This window comes from Klebsiella sp. HN106, assembly GCF_051209435.1.
GTDB classification, from domain to species: domain Bacteria; phylum Pseudomonadota; class Gammaproteobacteria; order Enterobacterales; family Enterobacteriaceae; genus Klebsiella; species Klebsiella oxytoca.
In genome coordinates, this window is sequence record NZ_JBLURD010000015.1 from 1 (window position 1) to 26639 (window position 26639).

23 protein-coding genes and 1 riboswitch are annotated in these 26639 nt (G+C 54.0%); of the genes, 10 read left to right on the forward strand and 13 right to left on the reverse strand.

The genetic code is table 11. From position 1 onward, the window contains the following. Positions 1–275: 275 nt before the first annotated feature. Positions 276–1130: a glutamate racemase gene (gene murI, locus ACSIPU_RS24825; protein WP_004116931.1), complete on the reverse strand. Its 855-nt coding sequence runs from the start codon at positions 1128–1130 to the stop codon at positions 276–278. Further along, positions 1075–2943 (reverse strand): TonB-dependent vitamin B12 receptor BtuB, encoded by a 1869-nt coding sequence (gene btuB, locus ACSIPU_RS24830; RefSeq protein WP_049593888.1) that lies wholly within the window; start codon positions 2941–2943, stop codon positions 1075–1077. Before btuB ends, murI begins: the two co-directional genes overlap by 56 nt. A 67-nt stretch (positions 2944–3010) precedes the next feature. Next, positions 3011–3191: riboswitch (cobalamin riboswitch) on the reverse strand. 116 nt (positions 3192–3307) lie between these two features. On the opposite strand from btuB, the gene trmA reads away from it, so the two are divergent. Next, entirely contained in the window at positions 3308–4408 is a 1101-nt protein-coding gene (gene trmA / locus ACSIPU_RS24835) for a tRNA (uridine(54)-C5)-methyltransferase TrmA (RefSeq protein ID WP_017145147.1), read from the forward strand. A gap of 46 nt (positions 4409–4454) precedes the next feature. Here trmA and ACSIPU_RS24840 read toward each other — a convergent pair whose 3' ends face one another. Together ACSIPU_RS24840 and fabR are read right to left on the reverse strand one after the other, a co-directional pair. Further along, positions 4455–4814, reverse strand: a complete 360-nt coding sequence (locus ACSIPU_RS24840; RefSeq protein WP_004107583.1) for a YijD family membrane protein — start codon at positions 4812–4814, stop codon at positions 4455–4457. Between the two features lie 15 nt (positions 4815–4829). Then, positions 4830–5465 carry an HTH-type transcriptional repressor FabR gene (fabR, locus tag ACSIPU_RS24845; protein ID WP_004107582.1) on the reverse strand — a complete coding sequence of 212 codons (636 nt, stop codon included), beginning with the start codon at positions 5463–5465 and terminating at the stop codon, positions 4830–4832. Positions 5466–5661: 196 nt separating this feature from the next. Here fabR and sthA point away from each other — a divergent pair, with 196 nt between their 5' ends. Next, positions 5662–7062, forward strand: coding sequence for a Si-specific NAD(P)(+) transhydrogenase (sthA, locus tag ACSIPU_RS24850; RefSeq protein ID WP_004116922.1), 1401 nt, complete (start codon positions 5662–5664; stop codon positions 7060–7062). Here the strand turns inward: sthA and oxyR are convergent. From oxyR to argC, 4 genes are all read right to left on the reverse strand, one after another. After that, on the reverse strand, positions 7045–7962 hold the full coding sequence (gene oxyR / locus ACSIPU_RS24855; protein ID WP_004107578.1) for a DNA-binding transcriptional regulator OxyR: 918 nt from the start codon (positions 7960–7962) through the stop codon (positions 7045–7047). The two genes, sthA and oxyR, sit on opposite strands and share 18 nt — an antisense overlap. 266 nt (positions 7963–8228) lie before the next feature. Continuing rightward, a complete protein-coding gene (gene argH, locus ACSIPU_RS24860; protein WP_004107571.1) occupies positions 8229–9602 on the reverse strand; it encodes an argininosuccinate lyase in 1374 nt (457 codons plus the stop codon). A gap of 77 nt (positions 9603–9679) precedes the next feature. Then, positions 9680–10456 (reverse strand): acetylglutamate kinase, encoded by a 777-nt coding sequence (gene argB, locus ACSIPU_RS24865; protein WP_094298910.1) that lies wholly within the window; start codon positions 10454–10456, stop codon positions 9680–9682. A gap of 6 nt (positions 10457–10462) precedes the next feature. Next, entirely contained in the window at positions 10463–11467 is a 1005-nt protein-coding gene (gene argC, locus ACSIPU_RS24870) for an N-acetyl-gamma-glutamyl-phosphate reductase (protein WP_004116918.1), read from the reverse strand. Between the two features lie 184 nt (positions 11468–11651). Between argC and argE the strand changes: the two genes are divergently transcribed. Then, entirely contained in the window at positions 11652–12803 is a 1152-nt protein-coding gene (gene argE, locus ACSIPU_RS24875) for an acetylornithine deacetylase (RefSeq protein ID WP_435322435.1), read from the forward strand. A gap of 254 nt (positions 12804–13057) precedes the next feature. Continuing rightward, positions 13058–15709 carry a phosphoenolpyruvate carboxylase gene (gene ppc / locus ACSIPU_RS24880; protein WP_004107564.1) on the forward strand — a complete coding sequence of 884 codons (2652 nt, stop codon included), beginning with the start codon at positions 13058–13060 and terminating at the stop codon, positions 15707–15709. Between the two features lie 97 nt (positions 15710–15806). On the opposite strand, the gene zinT is transcribed toward ppc, so the two are convergent. Next, the gene (gene zinT / locus ACSIPU_RS24885; protein ID WP_004107563.1) at positions 15807–16454 is read right to left on the reverse strand and encodes a metal-binding protein ZinT; all 648 of its coding nucleotides are present in this window, start codon (positions 16452–16454) and stop codon (positions 15807–15809) included. A 594-nt stretch (positions 16455–17048) separates the two neighbouring features. Here zinT and ACSIPU_RS24890 point away from each other — a divergent pair. From ACSIPU_RS24890 to ACSIPU_RS24910, 5 genes are all read left to right on the forward strand, one after another. Then, positions 17049–17456: a DUF1090 domain-containing protein gene (locus tag ACSIPU_RS24890; protein ID WP_196558202.1), complete on the forward strand. Its 408-nt coding sequence runs from the start codon at positions 17049–17051 to the stop codon at positions 17454–17456. A gap of 302 nt (positions 17457–17758) precedes the next feature. Continuing rightward, positions 17759–18622, forward strand: coding sequence for an AraC family transcriptional regulator (locus ACSIPU_RS24895; RefSeq protein ID WP_023321857.1), 864 nt, complete (start codon positions 17759–17761; stop codon positions 18620–18622). A gap of 204 nt (positions 18623–18826) precedes the next feature. Beyond that, positions 18827–19489 carry a fructose-6-phosphate aldolase gene (gene fsa / locus ACSIPU_RS24900; RefSeq protein WP_004107558.1) on the forward strand — a complete coding sequence of 221 codons (663 nt, stop codon included), beginning with the start codon at positions 18827–18829 and terminating at the stop codon, positions 19487–19489. A gap of 56 nt (positions 19490–19545) precedes the next feature. After that, the gene (gene gldA / locus ACSIPU_RS24905; protein ID WP_105889446.1) at positions 19546–20649 is read left to right on the forward strand and encodes a bifunctional L-1,2-propanediol dehydrogenase/glycerol dehydrogenase; all 1104 of its coding nucleotides are present in this window, start codon (positions 19546–19548) and stop codon (positions 20647–20649) included. A gap of 128 nt (positions 20650–20777) precedes the next feature. After that, positions 20778–21545, forward strand: a complete 768-nt coding sequence (locus tag ACSIPU_RS24910) for a DeoR/GlpR family DNA-binding transcription regulator (RefSeq protein ID WP_016809662.1) — start codon at positions 20778–20780, stop codon at positions 21543–21545. A 30-nt stretch (positions 21546–21575) separates the two neighbouring features. Here ACSIPU_RS24910 and ACSIPU_RS24915 read toward each other — a convergent pair whose 3' ends face one another. The 3 genes from ACSIPU_RS24915 to ACSIPU_RS24925 all read right to left on the reverse strand — a co-directional run bounded on the left by ACSIPU_RS24915 (position 21576) and on the right by ACSIPU_RS24925 (position 24576). After that, positions 21576–22472 (reverse strand): DMT family transporter, encoded by an 897-nt coding sequence (locus tag ACSIPU_RS24915; protein ID WP_004107555.1) that lies wholly within the window; start codon positions 22470–22472, stop codon positions 21576–21578. Between the two features lie 144 nt (positions 22473–22616). After that, complete coding sequence (metF, locus tag ACSIPU_RS24920) at positions 22617–23504, reverse strand: methylenetetrahydrofolate reductase (protein ID WP_004107554.1); 888 nt, start codon at positions 23502–23504, stop codon at positions 22617–22619. Between the two features lie 166 nt (positions 23505–23670). Continuing rightward, positions 23671–24576: a LysR family transcriptional regulator gene (locus ACSIPU_RS24925; protein WP_032729198.1), complete on the reverse strand. Its 906-nt coding sequence runs from the start codon at positions 24574–24576 to the stop codon at positions 23671–23673. Between the two features lie 91 nt (positions 24577–24667). On the opposite strand from ACSIPU_RS24925, the gene ACSIPU_RS24930 reads away from it, so the two are divergent. Then, positions 24668–25069 carry a carboxymuconolactone decarboxylase family protein gene (locus tag ACSIPU_RS24930; protein ID WP_004107552.1) on the forward strand — a complete coding sequence of 134 codons (402 nt, stop codon included), beginning with the start codon at positions 24668–24670 and terminating at the stop codon, positions 25067–25069. Positions 25070–25074: 5 nt separating this feature from the next. Here the strand turns inward: ACSIPU_RS24930 and ACSIPU_RS24935 are convergent, their stop codons facing one another. Next, complete coding sequence (locus ACSIPU_RS24935; RefSeq protein ID WP_032729197.1) at positions 25075–26631, reverse strand: bifunctional metallophosphatase/5'-nucleotidase; 1557 nt, start codon at positions 26629–26631, stop codon at positions 25075–25077. Positions 26632–26639: the final 8 nt, after the last annotated feature.

Below are 26639 nucleotides of genomic sequence, written 5' to 3' on the forward strand. Positions count from 1 at the left end.
TGAGTGCCCACACAGATTGTCTGATAAATTGTTAAAGAGCAGTGCAACGCGGCTTTCGCTCACCGTTGCGAGGTCCCGTATAATACGTTTTCCTCATTCAGAGTCAAGCGTTTAATTTCGCTTTTTTCTGCCGGCATTCATCGCTGAATCCCGCTGACCCGGCGGGCTGTAAGCCGTTGTTCCGTGTCAGTGGAGGCGCATTATAGGGAGTTCTGAGACGTTGACAAGCCCTGTTTGCAAAAAATCTTTCAACCGTCTCTTTTTTGTGCAAAACGCTATGAAAGCGGTAGTTTTTCCAGCGATTCGAAGCCGTAACGCTGCAAAACGCTCAAAAGCTGTTCAGTTTCAGCCGTTAACGCCATACAGTACGCAATATTGGCATCACCCGATTTTGCATCAGGCGCTTCATGCTCTAATAGCCAGGCGGTTCGACGCGCAATCGCCGCCCCGGAGTCGATCATTCTTGTCCCTTCCGGCAGAACCTGCTGCAGCTCCTCTTGTAATAGAGGGAAATGCGTACAGCCCAACACAACCGTATCAGGCGGCTCCTGCATTCGCAGCCAGGGACGCAGAATACGTCGCAGCTCATCCAGCGGAACCGGCTCGCCGTGCAGCTTGGCTTCTGCCAGCTCAACCAGCTCTGCCGATCCCAGCATTTCGATTTTGCATTCATTCGCAAAACGAGCAATCAGTTCGCGCGTATAAGGACGTTTTACCGTCCCGCGCGTCGCCAGCAGACCAACAACGCCATTCGCCGTTAATCGTGCCGCGGGTTTTATCGCAGGAACCACGCCGACAACCGGAAACGCAAATTTGTCGCGCAAGGCGGGGAGGGAAACGGTACTTGCGGTATTACAGGCAATGACGGCCAGCGCCAGGGGGTAACGCTGCTGAACCGCGGTGACAATCTCCAGAACGCGTTCAACAATAAACTCTTCGCTTTTCTCGCCGTAGGGGAAAGCAACGTTGTCGAAAGCGTAGATATAATGCAGATTCGGCAAAAGCTGCCGAATCTCATTGTAAACCGACAGCCCACCGACGCCGGAATCAAACACCAGCACGGTGGGACGTGGATCAGAAGGTGTAGCTGCCAGACAAGTAGTATTCTCGTCCTGCAGTTTGGTAGCCATAAGCTGTCTCGTAATCTTTATCGAACAGGTTAGCTATTTTACCACGAACTGTCAGTCGATCGGTGATCGGATACGCTGCAGAAACGTCTACCGTGCTGTAGCTTGGCAAAATTCTTTGCGTATTGTTGTATTGGGAGGTGTTGTTGTCGTAACGCTTCCCATAATACTGCCACGACACATCCATATCGACATCAAACACGGACCAGTCCAGCTGATATTTTGCCTGTCGTTTAGAACGCCGGGCCAGCACTTCACCGTTATCATCGTTACGCGGATCAACATACTGCAACGTTACGCGATGGCTAAAAATACCGGTATCAATACTTCCCGTCCATTCCACGCCTTTAATCGTGGCGGCATTGATATTGTCGTACTCCCCCTCATAGGTAACAGGATCGGAGTAATAGGTAATCAGATTGCTAATCTTGTAATGGTACGCGGATAAGCGCCAGTCAACAGGGCCGGTAAGCCCTTCCAGCCCCGCCTCCCACTGTTTCGACTCTTCAGGTTTCAAATTAGGATTCGCGTTGATACCAAATCGGGTTGAGCCAAACTGTTGTCCTAAAGAAGGCGCAAGAAAGCCGGTACCGTAACCGATAGTCAGGCGATAATTTTCAACAAACTCCCATCCTGCGGTAGTCTGCCAGGTACCGTGCCAGCCAAACTGCTCATCGTGGTCTTCACGTCCGGAAGCTTCGAGGGTGACATCACCCACTTGCTGCTGGCCCGTCAGATACAGCCCCGTGTTATCACGCTTGTAGGTATCCGACAGCGCCGTATCTGACGACGTTAAACGCTGCTGCTGCCAATCGACCCCTGCGCTGACCGAGCCGTGACCGACAATAACGTTATTGCCCCATTGAAGATTACGCTGCGTCATCCTGTCGAGCGTCGTCCCATCATTATAACGACCATAAATACTGCTGTAGTTATAGTCCTTTACCTTCTGATAGCTGGCGATAAGCTGAGAGGAGTAAATACCGGAATTGAAGTTCAGCCCGGCATCCCAGCTTTGGTTATAGAGCTGGTTTTCATCTGCGCTGTTGGCCGGACTATACGGCGGGCTTCCAAGATCGTAATCAGAGTTGTTGGTGTAGCTGTGTCCGCGGAAGAAACCGTCAAAATTCTCGTTAAATTTATGCTCAAGACTGCCCCAAAACGTTTTATTACGGAAACCATCGCGATCGCCGTCGTGATCCCAGGTTGAATCAGGCTGAACGTTAAAGCCTTTATTGCCCTCATAAGAGCCCGCAACCGTCGCGACCGTATCGCCAAAGCGATGGCGCAGAGTACCGTCATATTGTTGGTAACCTTTAGAACCCACCCCAGCGGTAATTTTGGATTGTTCTTTATCGGAATGCGTAATGACGTTAATCACGCCGCCCATTGCGCCGGAACCATAAATCGCCGAACGCGGGCCGCGGATATATTCAACTCTCTGCACCAGCGATAGCGGAATCTGGTTCAGGTCAGGATTATTGGTGATACCCGGTCGGGCCATGGGAACGCCATCAACCAGAACCAGCACCTGTTTGGCTTCAGTACCACGGATGAAGAGCGAGGAAGATTGCCCCATCCCCCCATTTTGCGCGACGTCCACGCCAGGCAATCGGCGCATTACATCGTTCAAATCTTTCGCCTGCCAGCGATCGATCTCTTCCCGCGTCACAACATCGGTCGGCGCAAGGACCGTGTTGACCGGTTGTTGAAAACGATTTGCTGTCACCACTAACGTATCTGAATTGCTATCCTGCGCCCAGCCGGAAAAAGCCGTGACGGAGAGCGCCGTCATCAGCGAAGCTTTTTTAATCATTTTAAAAGCATCCGTAATATGCAAAGGATGCCGCCGGCTCTATCAATAGCACGCGATGATAGAAACCAAATGCGACGTATTCCGGCAGGTCTTCGGGCTTGGGGTGTTTAATGGATGAGGACTTCCCGCTAAATAACCGCAGTGTCTGCACTATGCGCTCATCCCACTTTTCCTTACCGCTGCGCGTCAGCTCCAGATTTGCACTGGATTCCCTATTAACTCATAGGACCGGTAACACGATGCTATAATTAGAAACATATAGATGTCCAGACTTCTACGGTGATATTTCCTGATATCATCAGGGCTGGACATCCCCAGCGCTTTCCCTACAATCCCCGCGTACTTATTTTATTCAGGATACATCATGACCCCCGAACACCTTCCTACCGAACAATATGAAGCGCAGTTGGCAGAGAAAGTCGTCCGTTTGCAGAAAATGATGGCGCCTTTCAGCGCCCCGGTTCCGGAAGTGTTTCGTTCGCCGGTCAGCCACTATCGCATGCGCGCAGAGTTCCGCCTGTGGCACGATGGCGATGACCTGTACCACATTATGTTTGATCAGCAGACCAAATCCCGTATTCGCGTCGATACCTTCCCGGCCGCCAGTGAACTCATTAATCAATTGATGACTGCCGTGATTGCCGGCGTACGCGATAACCCGGTACTGCGCCATAAACTGTTTCAGGTGGATTATCTGACCACCCTAAGCAACCAGGCGGTGATATCGCTGCTGTATCATAAAAAGCTCGACGACGAGTGGCGCCAGCAGGCGGAGCGTTTGCGCGATGCGCTGCGGGCGCAAAACCTGAATGTGCATCTGATTGGCCGCGCAACGAAGACGAAAATCGAGCTGGATCAGGATTATATTGATGAACGCTTACCGGTTGGTGGGCGTGAAATGGTCTATCGCCAGGTAGAGAATAGCTTCACCCAGCCGAACGCAGCGATGAACATCCAGATGCTGGAGTGGGCTATTGATACCACGAAAGGCGCAACCGGCGACCTGCTTGAGCTGTATTGCGGCAACGGCAACTTTTCGCTGGCGCTGGCGCGTAATTTCGATCGCGTGCTGGCAACAGAGATTGCTAAACCATCCGTCGCAGCAGCGCAATACAACATTGCCGCGAACCACATTGATAATGTGCAGATTATCCGCATGTCGGCGGAAGAGTTTACTCAAGCGATGAACGGCGTGCGGGAGTTTAATCGCCTGCAGGGCATCGATCTGAAGAGCTATCAGTGCCAGACGATTTTCGTCGATCCGCCGCGCAGCGGGCTGGATAGCGAAACGGAGAAAATGGTGCAGGCGTATCCGCGTATTCTGTATATCTCCTGCAATCCGGAGACCCTATGCCAGAACCTGGAAACGCTCAGTGATACCCACGAGATCACGCGCCTGGCGCTGTTCGACCAGTTCCCGTATACCCACCATATGGAATGCGGCGTACTGTTAACGAAGAAGTAAAGCTGCGGCAGGAAACCCGGCAACAGCGCTGTTGCCGGGCGATAGATTATTCAGCGATCGCGCTCTTGCGGTTGCGCACTTTGTAGCCAATCCAGAACACCATAATCACCGACAGAACCGCCGGGAAGAAGTTAGAGCCGATGTCCGGATATTCCGCGCGCACAACGGTGCTATAAACCAGCACGCCGAGAATAAAACAGGCGGCGGCAAGCCCCGGCAGACCCACGGGCATACTACGATTTTGATAGCGCTGATGCAGACAGTAAACCGTCAGCACCAGCGACAAAACAGGGAAAATGGAAAAAGGGACAATTGAACTGAATAGCGCAGCGAAGGTTCCATTAATGGATAAACCTGCGATCAGCGCCAGCAGCAGCGTACCTCTATCTTGTACTGAGTGTTTCATTGCTCGTCCTTCACGTTATTCGGAATGATTTGAAATTTTTTCTTGTTCACGGCGATACCAATAATACGCGCCTTTCGAGATCATTCTGAGCTGCAGCACCAGGCGCTCTTCCAGCTGCCGACGCTGCTCCGGACCTACATCCAGGGCCTCGGCGCCGGCGCTAAATACGATGGTGACCATAGCTTCAGCCTGCGCTTCGGTAAAGGCGCGCGGCATATGGTTTTCGATTTCTAAATAGTCGGCAAGTTCCGCGATGAAATGCTGAATTTCACGCGCCACGGCGGCACGAAACGCCGCGGATGTACCGGAGCGTTCACGCAGCAGCAGACGGAAGGCATTCGGGTTGTTACCGATGAATTCCATAAAGGTGGAAACAGAGGTACGAATGACGCTGCCCCCTTTGGCGATACGCTGCCGCGCCTGACGCATCAGCTGACGCAGCATCAGCCCGCTTTCATCCACCATGGTCAAACCCAGCTCATCGACATCGCGGAAATGGCGATAGAAGGACGTTGGGGCGATCCCGGCTTCCCGCGCCACTTCGCGCAGGCTCAAGCTGGCAAAACTTCGTTCAGCACTTAGCTGGCTAAATGCTGCTTCCACCAGCGAACGCCGGGTTTTTTCTTTTTGTTGCGCTCTTACGCCCATCACGTTGTCTGAATCCTTCCATAAGCCCTTCCGGCACTATACCAGAGATTAGAACTAATCGGTTTACACTGGATTGTGAATGATTGTTTACGAGCTGTTTCTGCTTTTATGCCGCAAAAAAGCACAACGATAATTGGGTTAAAGCGCGGCGAATGTTATCATCGTGTTTATTTTATGTATAAAACAGGTGAGTAATGCCATGTCACACTCTTGGGATTATGATGCAATTGTGATTGGTTCCGGTCCGGGCGGAGAAGGTGCCGCCATGGGGCTGGTGAAACAGGGAGCACGCGTTGCCGTCATCGAGCGCTACCATAACGTCGGCGGCGGTTGTACCCACTGGGGTACCATCCCGTCAAAAGCCCTCCGCCATGCCGTCAGCCGTATTATCGAGTTTAACCAAAACCCCCTCTACAGCGACCATTCCCGTCTTCTTCGTTCTTCCTTCGCCGACATCCTGAACCATGCCGACAGCGTCATTAACCAGCAAACCCATATGCGTCAGGGTTTCTATGAGCGCAACCACTGTGAAATCCTGCAGGGCAACGCCCATTTTGTCGATGAACACACTATCGCGCTGGAATGCCACGACGGTACCGTGGAGACGGTGACGGCGGAAAAGTTCGTCATTGCCTGCGGTTCACGCCCCTATCACCCGGCAGACGTCGACTTTCATCATCCGCGCATTTATGACAGCGACTCGATCCTTAGCCTGCATCACGAACCGCGCCATGTGATCATTTATGGCGCCGGGGTGATCGGCTGCGAATATGCGTCGATCTTCCGCGGGATGGAGGTCAAAGTGGATCTGATCAACACCCGCGATCGTCTGCTGGCGTTTCTCGATCAAGAGATGTCTGATTCGCTCTCCTATCACTTCTGGAACAGCGGCGTGGTGATTCGTCACAACGAAGAGTACGAAAAGATTGAAGGCGTTGATGACGGCGTCATCATGCATCTGAAATCCGGCAAAAAGCTCAAGGCGGACTGCCTGCTCTACGCCAACGGCCGTACCGGGAATACCGACTCTCTGGCGCTGGAAAATATCGGTCTGCAGACCGATAGCCGCGGTCAGCTAAAGGTCAACAGCATGTACCAGACCGCCCTGCCGCACATCTATGCCGTCGGCGATGTGATTGGCTATCCGAGCCTGGCCTCCGCCGCGTACGATCAGGGGCGCATTGCGGCCCAGGCGCTGGTGAAAGGCGAAGCATCTGCGCATCTGATTGAGGATATTCCTACCGGGATTTACACCATTCCGGAAATCAGCTCGGTCGGCAAAACCGAGCAGCAGCTGACGGCAATGAAGGTGCCTTATGAGGTCGGGCGCGCGCAGTTCAAGCACCTGGCGCGAGCGCAGATTGTCGGTATGAGCGTCGGTACGTTGAAGATCCTGTTTCATCGCGAAACGAAAGAGATCCTCGGCATTCATTGTTTCGGCGAGCGCGCGGCCGAAATTATTCACATCGGCCAGGCGATAATGGAGCAGAAAGGCGGCGGTAACACCATTGAGTACTTCGTTAACACCACCTTTAACTACCCGACAATGGCGGAAGCCTATCGGGTAGCCGCGTTGAATGGCTTAAACCGCCTGTTTTAACGCCGCGTCGAAATGGCCATCCATTTTACTGCGGATGGCCTCCGCCAGATGTTCATAACGGCTACGCAGCGGAGAACCCGGGCGATAAACCAGCCCAACGGTACGTCTCGGTTCCGGCTTAATGCAAGGCACATAGACCACGCCATCGCGCTTTCTCTCCTGCGGCACGGCTAAGGCGGGCAAGAGGGTGATGCCGCTACCGGCAGCCACCATGTTACGCAGCGTTTCGAGACTGGTCGCGCGGAAGTGGGTGTCTTCATCGGCGCCGGCTTCAAAGCAAAAGCCCATCGCCTGATCGCGCAGGCAGTGGCCATCTTCCAGCATCAGCAGTTTTTCACCGGCCAGATCCGACATCGGCACGCACTCGCGGTTTGCCCAAGGATGATCTTCATAGATAGCCAGCATCATTGGCTCATCAAACAGCGGCACCTCAATAAAAGCTTCGCTCTCTTTGACCAGCGCCAGAATTGCGCAGTCGAGCTTACCGCTATCAAGCTGGGCCAGCAGCTGATGGGTTTGCGCTTCATGCAGATACATTTCCAGCTTCGGAAAGGTCTGGTGCAGCATGGGGATAATCAGCGGCAGCAGATAAGGGCCAATGGTCGGGATCAGTCCGATATGCAATGGCCCGGACATGGTCTCTCCCTGCTGGCTCGCCATTTCCTTAAGCACTTTGACTTCGCGTAGCACGGTACGCGCTTGATCCACCAGCAGCAGCCCTGCCTGGGTGAACAGAACCTTACGGCTGGTGCGCTCCAGCAACATCACGCCGAGTTCATCCTCCAGCTTACGGATCTGCCCGCTAAGCGTAGGTTGACTGACGTGGCAAGAATCCGCCGCACGGCGGAAGTGGCGGTGTTCAGCTAGCGCTACCAGATATTCAAGATCGCGAATATTCATTATTCATCCTCCATCGCCACGATAGTCCATGGCGATAGATAGAATAGCAACGAACGATTATCCCTATCAAGGTTTCTGTTCAATAATAAACCCATAAATGAGGAAAACTGCAGAAAATCATTGAGCTTCCTCATCAGTTCTCTACCCGGATAACTAAAGCCAACGTGAACTTTTGCGGACCTTGTGTCCGCTTTTTTTTGCATAAAAAAGCCCGGGGTTACCCGAGCTTCCTTTATTTAATGCCTTTCAGGCAGCGAACAGATAGCTCAAACCAGGCGCGATTTAGCGTCGGCAATCGCCTGAGCAACCTGCTGCGGAGAAACGCCGCCTTTAGCCGCTCGCTTATCCAGACACGACTGCAGCGAAAGAATCGGATAGACGTCATCAGCAATAACGCCGCTAAATTTTTGTAAATTGGCCAGAGGGAGATCTTCCAGCGGTTTGCCCTGGGCAATGGCTTCTACTACCGCTTCACCCACAATATGGTGCGCCTCACGGAACGGTACGCCTTTAGCTACCAGATAGTCCGCCAGCTCGGTGGCATTCGCGTATCCCTGCTGCGCGGCTTCTTCACAGCGCGGGCGTTTCACCTGAATACCGTCAAGCACCAGCGCCGCCATATGCAGGCAGTCGAGCCAGGTATCAAGCGCGTCAAACAGGCCTTCTTTATCTTCCTGCATATCTTTGTTGTAGGCCAGCGGCAGCCCTTTAAGGGTCATCATCATGCCGGTCAGGGCACCCTGCACGCGGCCGCATTTACCGCGGATCAGCTCCAGCGCATCCGGGTTTTTCTTCTGCGGCATCAGGGATGAACCCGACGTCACGCGGTCAGAAAGCTCCACAAAGCCCGCTTCGCCGGTATTAAAGAAGATCAGATCTTCGGCAAAACGCGACAGGTGGACCATGCCGATTGAGGCATCGGACAGCAGTTCCAGGACGTGATCGCGATCGGACACGCTGTCCAGGCTATTGCGGGTCGCCGTTGCGAAACCCAGCCAGCCGGCAAGCTGTTCGCGATCGATTTCATAGGCGGTCCCCGCCAGCGCGCCGCAGCCCAGCGGGCTGACGTCCAGACGCTTCAGCGCATCCTGCAGGCGGCTTTCATCACGCGCCAGCATTTCGACATAGGCCAGACACCAGTGAGCGAACGTCACCGGCTGCGCGCGCTGCAGGTGAGTATAGCCCGGCATGACCGCGTCCTGATTAGCCTCCGCCGTCTCAACCAGCGCGCTTTGCAGCTGACGATTCGCCGACAGCAGCTCCACCACGGTATCTTTGCACCACAGCTTCAGGTCCGTTGCGACCTGGTCATTACGGCTGCGCCCGGTGTGCAGCTTTTTGCCCAGTTGGCCAACCTTGTCGATCAGTTTACCTTCTACCCAGCTATGAATATCTTCCGCATCGCTTTCGAGGATCTGCTGCGGATTAGCCCGTACTTCTTCCAGCAGAATGTTCAGCGCCTCTTCCAGCTTCTGCTGTTCATCAGCGGTCAGTACGCCCACCGTCACCAGCGCTTTGGACCAGGCAACAGAGCCAACGATATCCTGCTCCGCCAGGCGATAGTCAAAGCGCAAAGAGTCGTTGAACTGTTTGAACCGCTGATCCGCTGCCTGAGTAAAACGCCCACCCCAAAGTGCCATAACATGCTTCCTTAATATCTTTGAATTTTATTGCCCGGCGGCGCTGCGCTTACCGGGCCGACAAAATGATAAATTGATTATGCCAGAATACGCGTGCCGATCGGCGTACCGTTAAACAGCGCAGGGAGCTGCTCTGCGTGCCGCCAGGAGGCGATATCGACCGGGCGGCCTAATGTCCGCGCCGCGTCCAGAGCCGCATTCACTTTGACGATCATTCCGTCGGTGATAATGCCCTGCTCGATCAGTTGTTCAGCTTTCCCGGCGGTCATTTCAGCAATACGCTGACCTTTGCCATCGAGAATGCCGCTCACGTCTGACAGCAGAATCAGGTCTGCGCCAAGCGTTGCCGCCAGCGCGGTCGCCGCCTGGTCAGCGTTGACGTTCATTAACTTACCGTCATCGGTAACGCCGATGGAGCTGACAACCGGCAGATAACCGCCCGCCAGCAGCGTGTTAATCAGCGCCGGAGAACCCGGCTGAGCAAATCCGACATGGCCGAGCTCTTCATCAAGCTGCGTCACTTTGACGCTATCGCCATCGCCGAGGAATAGCCCAACGGAAGCCAGGCCGTGTTTCTTCGCCCACGCCAGCAGCGTTTTATTGGCGGTTCCCGCCAGCGCGCCGGTAATAATGTCGATCTGATCCGCCGGGGTGACCCGCAGACCATTTTTCTTGTTCACCGGCAGATTGAGCTGCTTCATCAGTTCATCCACCACGCAGCCGCCGCCGTGCACAATAATTAGCGGGCGCTGATGTGATTCACGGTAGTTCACCAGGGCAGTAAACAGGCGCTCCAGCGCTTCTTCGCTGTCCAGCAGGACGCCGCCGAGTTTGATAATTAAAGGATTCATCATCACACCTTAAATAAGAGACTGCGTCTCAGCGAAGCCGAAACGAATGTTAGCGCACTGTACGGCCTGCGCGGCCGCACCTTTCAGCAGGTTATCTTCCGCCGCCACCACGATGATATGTTCATCCTGGACTGCAAAACCGATATCACAGAATGGCAGACCCACGACATTTTTCAATGCAGGGACCCCACGATCGTATAAACGTACCAGCGGTTTATCCGCATAGGCCTGCTGGAACACCGCCGCGACCTGTTCTTTACTGACGCCGGGCTTCAGACGGCAGGTAATGGTTTCCAGAATCCCACGCTTAAAATTGCCCAGATGCGGGGTAAAAATAACGTCCGCGCCCAGGTGGGTGGAGATTTCCGGGTGATGGCGGTGATTGAAAACGCCGTAGGGTTGCAGGCTGACTTCGCAGAAGCTGTTACCGAGAGAGGCTTTACGCCCGGCGCCGCTGACCCCGCTGGTCGCGTTGATCACCGGCCACTGGTTAAGATCCAGCAGTCCCGCATCGATCAGCGGTTTTAACGATAGCTGAGCCGCCGTCGGGTAGCAGCCGGGTACGGCAATCAGATTTGCTTCTTTTAGCTTTTCGACGCTCCACTCGGCCAGGCCGTAAACCGCCTGTTCAAGCAGTTCAGGGTGCTGATGAGTGAAACCATAATATTTTTCATAGAAGGCGCCGTCATTCACGCGGAACGCCCCGGAGAGATCGAACACCACGCAGCCCGCCGCGAGAAACTGCGGCGCCAGATCGTGGCTCACTTCATGGGCGGTAGCCAGAAAAACGACATCGACTCCGGCGCTAAACTCGCTGATATCAGACATCGGCTGCAGCGGCAGATCGACAATCCCTTTCAGTTGCGGATGCAAATCGGAAACTAATTTTCCCGCATCATTGCTTTGCGCGGAGACCGTCAAAGCGGTTATGGTCATATGAGGATGGCGATTTACATAGGCCACTAGCTCTGCGCCGGCATAACCGCTGGCGCCCACAATCAGCGTGTTCAACATTGGGGCTCTTCACCTTCTTGCTTACGTATATTTGCCCTGGAAGACCGTTGCCTTCCCCACCCTGTTGAGCCGTAAGCGCATCATCCTTACGTTCGATGGGTTTCCTTACGCTCAACGATAATGTATTTTTATTCACAAATAATGCATGAATATTGATACTATCACGACCCGAGGTGTGTCAACAATGAAAAACAATTTACCGCCCTTTATCGAGATTTACCGCGCGCTGATCGCCACACCTTCCATCAGCGCAACCGAAGAGGCGCTGGATCAAAGCAATGAGTCTTTAATCAATTTACTGGCGGGCTGGTTCCGTGATATCGGCTTTAATGTTGAAGTTCAGCCGGTGCCGGATACGCGTAATAAATTCAACCTGCTGGCGAGTACCGGCCACGGCGCAGGCGGCCTGCTGCTTGCCGGGCACACCGATACCGTCCCGTTTGATGATGGCCGCTGGACTCGCGATCCTTTTACCCTGACCGAGCACGACAATAAGCTATACGGCCTGGGCACTGCGGATATGAAAGGCTTCTTCGCCTTTATTCTCGATGCCCTGCGCGACGTCGATGTGGCTAAACTGAAAAAGCCGCTCTATATTCTGGCGACGGCCGATGAAGAGACCAGCATGGCCGGCGCGCGCTATTTCGCCGAAACGACCCAACTGCGGCCGGGCTGCGCCATTATCGGCGAACCGACTTCGCTGCAGCCGGTACGCGCGCACAAAGGCCATATGTCTACTGCCGTTCGCGTTCAGGGGCAGTCTGGCCACTCCAGCGACCCGGCACGCGGCGTCAACGCCATTGAGCTAATGCACGATGCCATCGGCCGCATCATGCAGCTGCGCGATGACCTGAAAGAGCGTTATCACTACGCCGCATTTACCGTCCCGTATCCCACACTTAACCTTGGGGCCATTCACGGCGGCGATGCCTCCAACCGCATTTGCGCCTGTTGCGAACTGCATATGGATATTCGCCCGCTGCCCGGAATGACCCTCAACGATCTTAACGGGCTGCTGAACGAGGCGCTGGCACCGGTGAGTGAGCGTTGGCCTGGTCGCCTGACCGTTGCTGAACTGCATCCGCCGATCCCTGGCTACGAATGCCCACCGGACCATAAGCTGGTTGAGGTAGTCGAAAAACTGCTCGGCGCGCAGACCGACGTGGTCAACTACTGCACCGAAGCGCCGTTTATTCAGACCCTCTGTCCGACGCTGGTATTAGGCCCGGGCTCGATTAACCAGGCCCACCAGCCGGATGAGTATCTGGAAACGCGCTTTATTAAGCCAACCCGCGAGCTCATTACCCAGGTGGTCCACCATTTCTGCTGGCATTAAAACGCGCGCCCTCTGGTGATTTTTTTCCGCACGAGAGGGTGACAATTATCACGTTTTCATAAGCAACACTTATCAAGCGACCTCTGAGTTAAATTTCGCAAATTGCCGCTATTTATTCGTTTGCTGAAGCGATTTCGCAACAATTGACGCGGGGGGTTTTACGTGGCTTTATAAAAGACGGTTGCTTATCCACTGCTCAAATTTTCGAGCGCCGGATATAACAAAATAAAATGAGATGGGGTGTCTGGGGTAACATGAACGAACAATATTCCGCTTTGCGTAGTAATGTCAGTATGCTCGGTAAGGTGCTGGGCGACACCATCAAGGATGCGCTAGGAGAAAACATTCTTGATCGTGTCGAAACTATCCGTAAGTTGTCCAAATCTTCTCGCGCTGGCAATGAAGCCAACCGCCAGGAGCTGCTCACCACGCTGCAAAACTTGTCCAACGACGAGCTGCTGCCGGTGGCGCGCGCCTTTAGCCAGTTTCTGAACCTGGCTAATACCGCTGAGCAATACCACAGCATTTCGCCAAAAGGCGAAGCGGCCAGTAATCCTGAAGTGATTGCCCGCACCCTGAGAAAGCTCAAAGAGCAACCGAATCTCAACGAAACGATTATTAAACAAGCCGTTGAATCCCTGTCGCTGGAACTGGTGCTGACCGCGCACCCGACAGAAATCACGCGTCGTACGCTGATCCACAAGATGGGCGAGATCAACAACTGCCTGAAGCTGCTCGATAATAACGATATTGCTGACTATGAGCGCCACCAGGTCATGCGCCGTCTTCGCCAACTGATTGCCCAGTCCTGGCATACCGATGAAATCCGTAAGCATCGCCCTACCCCGGTGGATGAAGCCAAATGGGGCTTCGCGGTTGTCGAAAATAGCCTGTGGGAAGGCGTACCAAACTACCTGCGTGAGCTAAATGAGCAGCTGGAAGATAACCTGAACTATCGGCTGCCGGTGGATTTTGTCCCGGTCCGCTTTACCTCGTGGATGGGCGGCGACCGCGACGGCAACCCGAACGTAACCGCCGACATTACCCGCCACGTCCTGCTGCTCAGCCGCTGGAAAGCCACCGATCTGTTCCTGAAAGACGTGCAGCTGCTGATTTCCGAGCTGTCAATGGTCGAGTGTACCGACGAGCTTCGTGAACTGGCAGGCGCGGAAGGCGCGCAGGAACCCTATCGTTACCTGATGAAAAAACTGCGCACGCAGCTGATGGAGACGCAGGCCTGGCTGGAAGCGCGCCTGAAGGGGCAGAAGCTGCCGAAACCGGCGGGCCTTATCACGCAAAACGAGCAGCTATGGGAACCGCTCTACGCCTGTTACCAGTCGCTCCAGGCCTGCGGTATGGGGATTATCGCCAACGGCGAGCTGCTCGATACCCTGCGCCGCGTAAAAGCCTTTGGCGTACCGCTGGTGCGTATCGATATCCGTCAGGAAAGCACCCGTCACACCGAAGCGCTGGGCGAGATGACCCGCTACCTCGGCATCGGCGACTATGAAAGCTGGTCAGAAGCTGACAAACAGGCCTTCCTGATCCGCGAACTGAATTCCAAACGTCCTCTGCTGCCGCGTCAGTGGGAGCCGAGCGAAGAAACCCGCGAAGTGCTTGAGACCTGCAAAGTCATCTCCGAAGCGCCGCGAGGCTCTATTGCAGCCTATGTGATTTCGATGGCCAAAACGCCGTCAGACGTCCTGGCAGTACATCTGCTGCTGAAAGAAGCCGGTATCGGCTTTGCGCTGCCGGTCGCTCCGCTGTTCGAAACCCTGGACGACCTGAATAACGCCGACGACGTTATGACCCAACTGCTGAATATCGACTGGTATCGCGGCTTTATCCAGGGCAAGCAGATGGTCATGATCGGCTATTCCGACTCGGCGAAAGATGCGGGCGTAATGGCCGCCTCCTGGGCGCAGTACCAGGCGCAGGACGCGTTAATTAAAACCTGTGAAAAGGCCGGCATTGAGCTGACGCTGTTCCACGGCCGCGGTGGTTCTATCGGTCGCGGCGGCGCGCCGGCGCACGCGGCCCTGCTCTCTCAGCCTCCGGGAAGCCTGAAAGGCGGCCTGCGCGTCACCGAACAGGGCGAGATGATCCGCTTTAAATACGGTCTGCCGGAAGTCACCATCAGCAGCCTGTCGCTCTACACCAGCGCGATTCTGGAAGCCAACCTGCTGCCGCCGCCAGAGCCAAAAGCGCAATGGCGTGACATCATGGCCGAGCTGTCCGACGTCTCCTGCGAGATGTACCGCGGCTACGTGCGTGAAAATAAAGATTTCGTTCCTTACTTCCGTTCCGCTACGCCGGAGCAGGAGCTGGGTAAACTGCCGCTGGGCTCGCGCCCGGCCAAACGTCGCCCGACCGGCGGCGTCGAGTCGCTGCGCGCCATCCCGTGGATCTTCGCATGGACGCAAAACCGCCTGATGCTGCCAGCCTGGCTGGGTGCCGGCGCTGCGCTGCAAAAAGTCGTCGAAGGCGGCAAGCAGAGCGAGCTGGAGAGCATGTGCCGCGACTGGCCGTTCTTCTCTACTCGTCTCGGCATGCTGGAGATGGTCTATTCAAAAGCCGATCTGTGGCTGGCGGAATATTACGATCAGCGTCTGGTGAAACCCGAACTGTGGAAGCTGGGCGAAGAGCTGCGCGAACTGCTGTCTGCTGACATCAACGTGGTGCTGGCCATCGCCAACGATTCCCACCTGATGGCCGACCTGCCGTGGATCGCGGAGTCCATCCAGCTGCGTAATATCTATACCGACCCGCTGAACGTACTTCAGGCCGAACTGCTGCATCGTTCACGCCTGGCGGAAGAGAAAGGTGAAAAACCGGATCCGCGCGTTGAACAAGCGCTGATGGTCACCATCGCAGGCGTTGCGGCTGGTATGCGTAACACCGGCTAATTCGCCTTGAGAAACCTGTAGCCCGGCTAAGCGTGCGTAGCGCGAGCCGGGTAAAAACCTCAGCCCCGGTAAGCATCGCGTTTACCGGGGCTTTTTTTTAGTGATGCAGCATTTCGTCGACAATCTGCTCTTTATGCAGCGCGTAAGGGTAGTAGGTCGGCCAGTTATCCATCTCTTTCAGCAGCGCTTCCTGCGACTCATTGCCCATAAAGATATGGAAATGTTGGGATTTGCGCGGCGCAATGGTGTGATCGCTAAACTGGACGAACTTTGGCGCTTTTGAATCCGCCTGCTGGCATTCAAAGAGGTAGCGCACGCCTTTTTTACCGGATGCGTAGGTCAGGATTTTGTAACCGGAATAGGCGTACTTACAGGTATTCACGGTTTTTCCGATGTGAAACTCCATGACGTTATCTTCGATACCAATCTGGTCCACATCGGTGGCATAGCCCTTCTTATAGTATTCCCGATATTCCGCCACGCTTTTACCGGCTTTTTTGGCCTTCTGCTCCAGCACGGCATCTAAATCGCCGTTCAGCAGATAGGGATTTACCGACTGCCAGATACCGTCCCAGTCGCTCAACGTCCTGTCCTTTACATCCTGGTCGGCAAAAATGCCTTCACTCGCCTTTTGCTCTGCTTCGGTCAGCGCCGGGCCATGACTATGGTGGCCGTGGGCAACAGCCTGGCTGCTCGCCAGGACCAGGCTCATACCAAGCATAAGCGCGGAAATCTTTCGGGTCATCACTCTCTCCTGAGTTTAGGTTAGCAATAATATGTTACGGTATAACATAACATTAATATTATGCAACACACTTTCATACCCTGACTTCCCCTTTTCGGGATACCCATTGTGCCGAAAAGAAGCCGCTTTGGTCAGAAAATAATCCCTGAGATCTGTTTTAGCAGATGGGTTTTCAGTGGCCAGATAAAAAAACAGCAGATATCATGAAAAAACCTATGGCCTAATTTATCCATCAATAGTGGTTGTGCGTTTTCTTGCAAAAGGGCAAAACATCGACAAACAAATAAACCTCATAGATATCAATATTTCTAAAAAAATAAAGTGAGTGATTTATTAAAAAACCATCATCTAAATGTCCGCGCACCTTTTACTTTATATTTTACCAGCGAGGTAGCCACACGCAACTCAACGGGATTGTTGTATTTCATATTTTTGATTATAAATCATAAAGTTAACAATTAACTTTACATCATATAATTATAAGAGAAATCCTGGTCTATGGTTATTGACCGGGTCTCTTTTCTCAAATAACATTCAATATTAAATAACTACAAAACTCTCGCCCTTACTGTTTAAATTGATAAAGGACTTATCATGAAGTTTATAATTAAATCACTTACCTATTTTATATTACTTAGCCCTTTTGTTTCTGCCGCAGCCACTGCATCCGATAAATGGTCTGGTTGTGCGCAAAAAGAATATCAAATTCAAAAACAGCTGGAGTATGCCAAAGCTTACGGAAATATACATAGAATCAGGGGGCTGGAAAGCGCGCTGACAAAAGTACAACGCTACTGCACAGACGGTAAACTTACTTCTGAGTGGCAAGAGAAGGTTGCAGACAAGGAGAGTAAGGTCCGCGAGCGCATGGAAGAACTACGCCACGCCCAGGCTTCAGGCGATCCTGAAAAAATCAGAAAAAAAGAGAAGAAGCTACAAGAAGCCAAAAATGAGCTTATGGAAGTACAATCTGGCCTCAATCAGTCACTGACCAGGCAATAAAGAAAAGAGACTGGACTAACCTCCTGGTTAAGCCAGCTCTCTTTCCGTTAGCTGATTGTCGACAAGATATTCCCCTCGCTCACTCCCATGTTAAGTAATGAAAAATCCTGATATGTGATGCCGCCAGAAGCAATCCGCCGTACGCAGAAATAACTTGTAAGCACATGATTGCAAAAATATAAAAACAGACAGAGCCGAAGAATAATCCTGCTTCGATGGAGTATCTTATGCCACCCTCTGGTATTCTGCCTTTTCCACGATGTTCGGTATGATGCAGATAAAGCATGTTTTGCGGAGCGATAATGGATAACGGCATCAATCAGGTTATTGATTCTTTTATTAAAGGTCAGGCGGTAATCGGCAAAGTCCATTTTTCCACAGAGTCCAGACCGGCTTCTGAAAAAACGCTATGCGTCGATTTTCCGCGCCTCGAAATCATGCTTGAGGGTCAGCTTCAGGATCCGGCGATTAAAGCCGATTGCGCCCGGCTCATGCCGCACGATGTGCTCTATATTCCGGCTGGTGGATGGAACGCTCCTCAATGGCTGGAGCCCTCCACGCTGTTAACCATCCTGTTCGGTAAACAACAGCTGGAATTCGCCCTGCGCTGCTGGGACGGCGGCGCGCTTAGCGTGCTGGATAAACAGCAGGTTCCGCGCCGCGGCCCCCGGGTCGGATCTTTTCTTCTGCAGGCGCTAAATGAAATGCAGATGCAGCCGCAGGAACAGCACACGGCCCGCTGTATCGTCACCAGCCTGCTCAGCCACTGCGCCGATCTGCTGGGCAGTCAGGTGCAAACGTCATCGCGCAGCCAGGCGCTGTTTGAAGCGATTCGTAAGCATATTGATGCCCACTTTGCCGACCCGTTAACCCGGGAGTCGGTGGCGCAAGCGTTTTATCTCTCGCCTAACTATCTTTCCCATCTGTTCCAGAAATGCGGGCCAATGGGGTTTAACGAATACCTGAATCATATTCGCCTGGAACAGGCCAGAATGCTGTTAAAAGGCCACGATATGAAAGTGAAAGATATCGCTCATGCCTGCGGTTTTGCCGACAGCAACTACTTCTGCCGCCTGTTCCGCAAAAACACCGAACGCTCGCCGTCAGAGTATCGCCGTCAGTATCATAGCCAGTTGACGGAAAAAACCGCTTCGCCGGAAAACTAGATTTTTGTGTGTTAAACCTGACTTTTGTACGTAGTTTTATCCCACTGTTGATCCTGCTCTCGAGATAAATGTGATCTAAATCACCCTTAGTCGTAATGCGTACATTTATCCAGTTTTTGGCAAATTTGTCATCTGGCGACCCTTCGAGTGAAAGCCGTATTCTTACCTCAACGACACCACGAATTAAGCACTGAGGAAAGCAATATGGAACTCTATCTGGACACCGCAAACGTAGCAGAAGTTGAACGCCTGGCCCGTATTTACCCGCTGGCAGGCGTGACCACCAACCCGAGCATTATCGCCGCAGGCAAAACGCCGGTTTGGGATGTTCTGCCGCGCCTGCAAAAAGCCGTCGGCCCGGAAGGTATTTTGTTCGCCCAGACCATGAGCCGCGACGCGCAGGGCATGGTGGAAGAAGCCAAACGCCTGAGCAACGCCGTTCCCGGTATTGTGGTAAAAATTCCGGTGACAGCCGAAGGCCTCGCTGCGATCAAACTGTTGAAAAAAGAAGGTATCCCCACGCTTGGTACGGCGGTCTATAGCGCATCTCAGGGCCTGCTGGCTGCGCTGGCCGGGGCAAAATACGTTGCACCTTACGTAAACCGCGTCGACGCCCAGGGCGGCGACGGCATCCGCATGGTCCAGGAGCTGCAATCTCTGCTGGAGCTGCATGCGCCGGAAAGCAAAGTGCTGGCCGCCAGCTTTAAGACGCCGCGCCAGGCGCTGGATTGCCTGTTAGCCGGTTGCGAAGCTATTACCCTGCCGTTAGATGTAGCGCAACAAATGCTCGGCACCCCTGCGGTAGAGTCAGCCATTGAGAAGTTTGAGCAGGACTGGAATAACGCTTTTGGAACTCTGAACCTGTAACCCGATCGGCGGACCGCCCCAGGAGGCGGCATTCCGGTCATCCAGGAGGAATAGAAATGGATCGCATTATTCAATCACCCGGTAAGTACATTCAGGGCGCGGACGTAATTTCTCGCCTTGGCGGATACCTCAAACCGCTGGCTGAGCGCTGGCTCATCGTTGGCGATAAATTTGTACTCGGTTTTGCCGAAGAAAAACTGCGTAAAAGCCTGGCGGATGCCGATCTGGTTGGCGAAATCGCGCCGTTTGGCGGCGAATGCTCACACAATGAAATCAACCGGTTGCGTGATATTGCCGGTTCCGCCCGCTGCACAGCCGTGCTGGGTATCGGCGGCGGCAAGACGCTGGATACCGCAAAAGCATTAGCACACTTTATGAATCTGCCGGTGGTGATTGCCCCGACGATTGCCTCCACCGATGCCCCCTGCAGCGCGCTCTCTGTCATCTATACCGATGACGGCGAGTTTGATAGCTACCTGATGCTGCCGCGCAACCCGAACATGGTCATTGTCGATACGCAAATCGTTGCCGGAGCCCCGGCGCGCCTGCTGGCGGCCGGTATCGGCGACGCGCTGGCGACCTGGTTTGAAGCGCGTGCCTGCTCCCGCAGCGGCGCCACCACTATGGCGGGCGGCAAATGTACTCAGGCAGCGCTGGCGCTGGCTGAACTGTGCTACAACACGCTGATTGAAGAAGGTGAAAAAGCGATGCTGGCGGCAGAGCAGCACGTTGTGACGCCAGCGCTGGAGCGGGTGATTGAAGCCAACACCTACCTGAGCGGCGTCGGCTTTGAAAGCGGCGGCCTGGCGGCTGCGCACGCTATCCACAACGGCCTGACCGCGATCCCGGATGCTCACCACTACTATCATGGTGAAAAAGTAGCTTTCGGTACGCTCACGCAGCTGGTACTGGAAAACGCGCCGGTAGAAGAGATCGAAACCGTAGCGGCGCTGTGCCATAGCGTCGGACTGCCTATCACCCTGGCGCAGCTGGATATTAAAGCCGATATCCCAGGCAAAATGCGTACCGTAGCGGAAGCCGCCTGCGCAGAAGGCGAAACCATCCATAATATGCCCGGCGGCGCAACGCCGGATCAGGTTTATGCCGCGCTTCTGGTTGCCGACCAATATGGTCAACGCTTCCTGCAAGAGTGGGAATAACCCCTCCCGACATACCCGCCAGCAGGCGGGTATCTTCTTTTCACCCGCCATTGCCCGCCAAAACGATGTATTTTATAGTGCGATTTTCCTTTGGGTGAGTCGTAGATATGCAGTCATCAGATCGAAGAATGAGCATTTACGCTATTCTGCAGCAGGACAAAAAAGTCGTCGTCAATGAGCTCGCCGCAAAGTTCGCTGTCACTAAAATGACCATCCGTCGCGACCTCTCCTTCTTTGAAAAACAAGGTATTGTTAAAACGACCTACGGCGGAGCCTATTTGACCAGCGGCGCCAGCGCCGGTCACAGCTTTCTGCTGAACTCGATTCAAATGGATGATGATAAGCATCTCATAGGCCAGAAAGCCGCCGAACTGATTGAAGATGGCGATACCCTTATTATCGACTGCGGCGCTACTCCGCTGGCGCTCGCTCAGTTTATTTTAGATAAAAGAATCATGGTGATAACCAATTCCTTCCCGGTCGTTAATCTGCTGAAAGGACGAAAAAATATTAAATTGATCGTAGCGCCTGGCGAATATGACGAGGAGGCTCAGGGAATGATTTCTTTCAGTACCGCCGACTTCTTTCATAACATCCATGCCGACAAGGTCTTCCTTGGCACTCAGGGAATCAACGACGAGGGCGAGCTGACGGTAGCAACCATGGCCGGCGCGCACGTCAAGCAAACGCTGATGCGGGCCGGAAGACAGAAAATCCTGCTGGCGGACAAAACGAAATTTGGCCAAACGTTTCTTGCGGGTTACGGTCGTCTGGCAGACCTTGACTTCGCCGTTTGCCAGTCCGGTCTTTCCGCCGATATTCTCTCTCTGATGGACAGGCAAAACGTACAGCTACTGCTGGCTGAAATCGCTTCTGATGGCCCGGCGTCCGCATAGGGGTAATTGAGCGTTTTGCGTTGATAATACTTATGCGTCCTGCCCCCGAGCGTCACGCTTCTTGAGGCTGATTAGGGTCAGCGCGAGGACAATCAGCACAATACCGGCGCCTTCAACCGGACCCGGGTTTTCCCCTAAGAGCCACCATGAAAACAGGACTCCGCAGACCGGGACCGCCAGGGTGCTCAGCCCCGCGACGCTGGCGGGCAAATTACGTAACACAAATAACCAGAGGCACCAGGCCAGCGCCGTGGCCAGAATCGCGCTATATCCCAACGCCCAAAAAACCCCAGGCTGCCAGTCAATGCTGCGCTGCGGCACCAGCCAGGCGACGGCGCTCATCACCAGCGCGCCATACAGCATTTGCCAGCTGGTCAAGGCCAGTAAATCCACGCGCGGATAGCGGGCATACATCCGCTTAACCACAATCGCGCTGGCCCCCCAGCTTATGCCAGAGAGGATTGCCAGCAGGGCGCTTTTCATCGACGAAAAATCGAGCTGCCACGGCTGCAGCACCAGCAATAAACCCAGCGCCGCCACGCCTATCGCGGCATACTGCAGCCGCCGCATGCGTTCGCCTAAAAATAGCGCCGCCATCATGACCACCCAAAACGGCATGGTATAGCTTAGAACCGCAACCTTCCCGGCCCCGCCGCTGACCAGCGCCCACTGGGCAAGCCCAACCATCCCGCAGGTCTGCAGCAGGGCAATCGCCAGCGTGTAGCCAAATGGCGTGGGCCGCATTCCGCGACCGCGCAGCAGCAAAACGATAAACAGCAAAGCCGCCCCCAAAATACAGCGCAGCGCGGTAAAATCGAACGCGCCGATATAGAGCGTCACCTGCTTCATCGCAATCCAGCTGTAGCTCCAGATAAGCGTCAGCACAATCAGGCCGCCGAAGGCCAACGGGCTATTTTTCCCTGCCATAATCATCATCCAACCATCATGAATATTTTGCGGGCACTATACTCGCTTTGCTGGCGGGACGATAAACCAAAAGCAGCGGCGTCGAATGCGTTTTCGGCACCGCAGAGAAAAGAAGGAAGATAAGGGGAGGAAACTGAATCTTGTTTACGCCGGACGCACGCCCAGCGTGTGGCAAATCGCGTAGCTCATTTCCGCGCGGTTCAGGGTATAGAAGTGGAAATCTTTCACCCCTTCACGACTTAAAATCTTCACCATATCCATTGCGATATTCGCCCCTACCAGCTGGCGGGTTTCGGGGTCATTGTCCAGACCTTCAAACATTTTCGCCATCCACGTCGGGATACGCACGTTGGTCATGTCGGCAAATTTTTTCGCCTGCTTAAAGTTAGAGACCGGCAGAATACCCGGAATGATTTCGACATCGATACCCGCGGAGACGCAGCGGTCGCGGAAACGCAGGTAGCTTTCCACATCGAAGAAGAACTGGGTAATCGCGCGGTTTGCTCCGGCTTCGACTTTACGCTTCAGGTTGAGCAAGTCTGCCTGCGCGCTTTTAGCTTCGGGATGAACCTCCGGATAAGCCGCGACGGAAATATCAAAATCCCCGACCTCTTTCAGCAGAGTCACCAGGTCAGCGGCATACATATCCGGCTTTCCGCTGCCCGGCGGCAAGTCGCCGCGCAGCGCAACAATATGGCGGATCCCGCTATCCCAGTAATCTTTGGCAATGGTACGCAGCTCATCACGGCTGGCATCGATACAGGTCAGATGCGGCGCGGCCTCAAGCCCGGTACGCTCCTTAATACCTTTGATAATGCTATGGGTACGGTCACGTTCACCGGAGTTGGCGCCGTAGGTTACGGAGACAAACTTCGGCTTCAGGCTGCTGAGGCGATCGATGGATTTCCAGAGGGTTTGCTCCATTTCACTGGTGCGCGGCGGAAAGAATTCAAAGGAGACGTTAATCTGGCCCTGTACTTCCGCCAGGCTCTGATTCAGGGCTTCCCGCTGATTGGCGTGAAAAAAGCTCATACCTTACCTCATCAATCGCATTTTATTGTTTGTTGTATCGCGAACTTCTATACGTTTAGACGTCCAGATGTAAAAATGACGGAAAAGGACACTGGCGTCAATAGAAAAATCAGCGTAAACAGTGAGGAATATTCAGCCTGGATGAAATTAATTCATCTCCTCTGTACTAAGGCAATGATTTTTCAAGTACTGCGGTCAACTCTTCCAACAACATCTTATTTGTCGGCATCGTGACCACGCCCAGCCTGAGCGGAAGCTGCTGACTGGCATCCTGAAGAGGACAGAAAACCACACCCTGACGCTGAATAGCAGAAAAGGATGCCGGCAGTAAAATCATCCCTTCCCCACGCGCAATCCGCGCCAGCAGAACATCGTGCTCGGCGGGCTCCTCCACGTAGGCGGGCGTATAGCCAGCCCGGTCAAAAATGCGCCGCGTATAGTCAAAAAAATCGGGATTACGCTCGCGTTTAAACCAAAACAGCGGCCGGTGATTGAGCGCGCTTAACGCCAGATCCGCCTGACCGGCCTCTGGCCAGGCTGCCGGTAGGGCCGCGATGAGCGGTTCATAATACGATAAAGCGCGCAGGTGAAGGCCATCGGTATTCAGCGGCAGGGCGATCAGCGCCGCATCAAGTGTACCCTTGCGCACCCGCTGAGCCAGCGCCGGCGAGGGCTGACGGGTAATATGCAAAGCGCGGTTATGTTCGCCCAAAGCAGCTTCTGCGGCGGCGAAAACTCCTTGTTCAAAAGCGGTCGTCAGGCCCAGACGAAGAGGCTGCTGCGAGTGTGCCGAGAGCTGGCTCAGCGCTGCCAGAGTGCGTTCCTGAAGCGCCAGCAGCGGCCGGACCATGTCCAGCACTCGCCTTCCCTCTTCGGTAAGAATCAGGCCTTTGGTATGGCGCAAAAATAACGTCAGCCCCAGCTGCGCCTCGAGATGGCGGATATGACGGCTCAGCGGCGGCTGCGAAATAAATAGCCGCTGCGCCGCCCGGCTGATGTTGTTTTCCTCCGCAACAACGGCGAAGTAGCGCAGCAGGCGAATATCCAGATTCTGTAAACGTGAATTTGTCATACTGAAAAGGTATCACGAAAAGGGTATTACTCAAGCCCGGTAAACTTCCCTAACCTTCATCGCTATGCACAATCACACTGAGGAAAAAGCGATGACCAGCGAACGTTTTACTATCGGACAAGAAATGCTACAGCGCGTGGATGGCAAAGGCGGTGATGCCGTCGTCAATAGCCTGAAGGATATTGCCCCCGATTTCGCCCGCTATCTGATTGAGTTTCCCTTCGGCGATATTTACGCCAGGCCAGGGCTCGATTTACGCAGCCGGGAAATCGCGACCATCGCGGCGCTTACGGCTCTCGGCAACGCCGCGCCGCAGCTAAAAGTGCATATCGCCGCCGGATTAAATGTCGGTCTGACGCAAGAAGAGATGACGGAAGTTATCATGCAAATGGCGGTCTATGCCGGATTCCCGGCGGCCCTGAATGGCCTGTTTGCCGCTAAAGAAGTTTTCGCAGCGCAGCGATCGGCAGGCCGGACTAACCGCCCGGCCTGAAACGACTATTTCTTCACATCGACGACACGCATGTCGTTAAGCTGCTCGTCCGTCACCTTATTTCCGGCTTTGAAGTAGTCCACTACCGCATTTGAAACGTAGTAGCCGCCGGAAGTATTACGCGCTTGCCCTTGGGTAAACGCGGCAAAACCATCGCCGCCATCGGCAAGGAAGCTGTTGGTGGCAATATGATAAACCGTGTCATCTTCAATCGGCTGACCATTGAGCAAAAACGATACGACGCGCTGGCCCACCGGTTTACTGCTGTCGTAGTTCATTTCCAGGCCTCTGGAGACCTGCAGCACGCCGTTGCTTAATCCCGCGCCATGCTCCATCAGGCTACGTAGCTGCTTCCCGGTTAAATCCATGGTGACCAGCTCGTTAGGGAACGGGAAGGTACTGATAACGGCTCCCATGCTCACTGCCCCGGCGGGAATTTCATTACGAATACCGCCTGAGTTAGTTAACGCCAGCTGCGTCTCCTTACCTGCCGCCTGCATCAAGGCATCCGCGGCAAGGTTGCCCAGCGGTGAAGAGACGCCATAAGCGCGAGTAAGCTCGACCGGCGCTTGAGCAATAACCTGCTGCACCACGCGATCCAGCTTTTTATTCCAGCCGTCGATGACCTGCTGCGTCTGCGGGTCAGGTTTCCACTCATCGGCATAGATAGTCTTCAGCTCGAAGTTCTTCACGGTGAACTGATGCGGTTTTTCCTGATAATCCAGCACCAGTTTCCCTACGTCGATGCCGCCGCTATCGGTAGAAAGAATTAACGTATTACCGACTTTAATCGGTTCCGGCGTGCCGACATGGGCATGGCCGGTAATCAAAATGTCCAGCCCGTTGACCTGGCTTGCGGTCTGAATATCTTTATCCAGCGCACGCCGTACATCGGTCCCCCCCTGACTCGACTGGCGTGCCGGGACGCCTTCGTGAATCAGAGCTACGGTCAGATCCACTTTACCTTTCAGTTCATCGATATAGTGCTGTAACCATTTCACCTCGTCGCGCGCTTCGATACCCACCCGCGTTGCGGCGGATACCGTATCGTCAAAGGCAAAAACGCCGTGCAGGCCGATCACGCCGATTTTCACGCCCTCTTTTTCGATAATGGTATAGGGCTTATCCCAGAACGCTTTATCGCTGTTCTGATAAAAAATGTTGCCCTGCACAATCGGGAATTTCGCCTGGCTAAGCTGGAGCAGCGTATTGTCCCAGCCGTGATCGAACTCATGGTTACCTATCGTCGCCGCATCGTAGGGCATGGTGTTCATGATATCGATAATTGCTTTGCCCTTTGTCAGGCTGCTGATATAGGGTCCGGTAAAATAGTCGCCGGCATCAAAAAACCAGGTCGCGCTATTTTTCGCCTTTTCCTGCTTAACCATCGTGGTGATATTCGCCCAGCCGCCGATGTCCCGTTTACCGTCGGCAATCCACGGCACTTTATAGGGTTCGACGTGGGCATGGAGATCGTTGGTGTAAATGAGGGTGACATCTTTGGCGCAGGCCCAGAAAGGCAAAGTCAGCAGGAGGGCGGCGCTAATTGTTTTTAATTTCATCGGAGTTC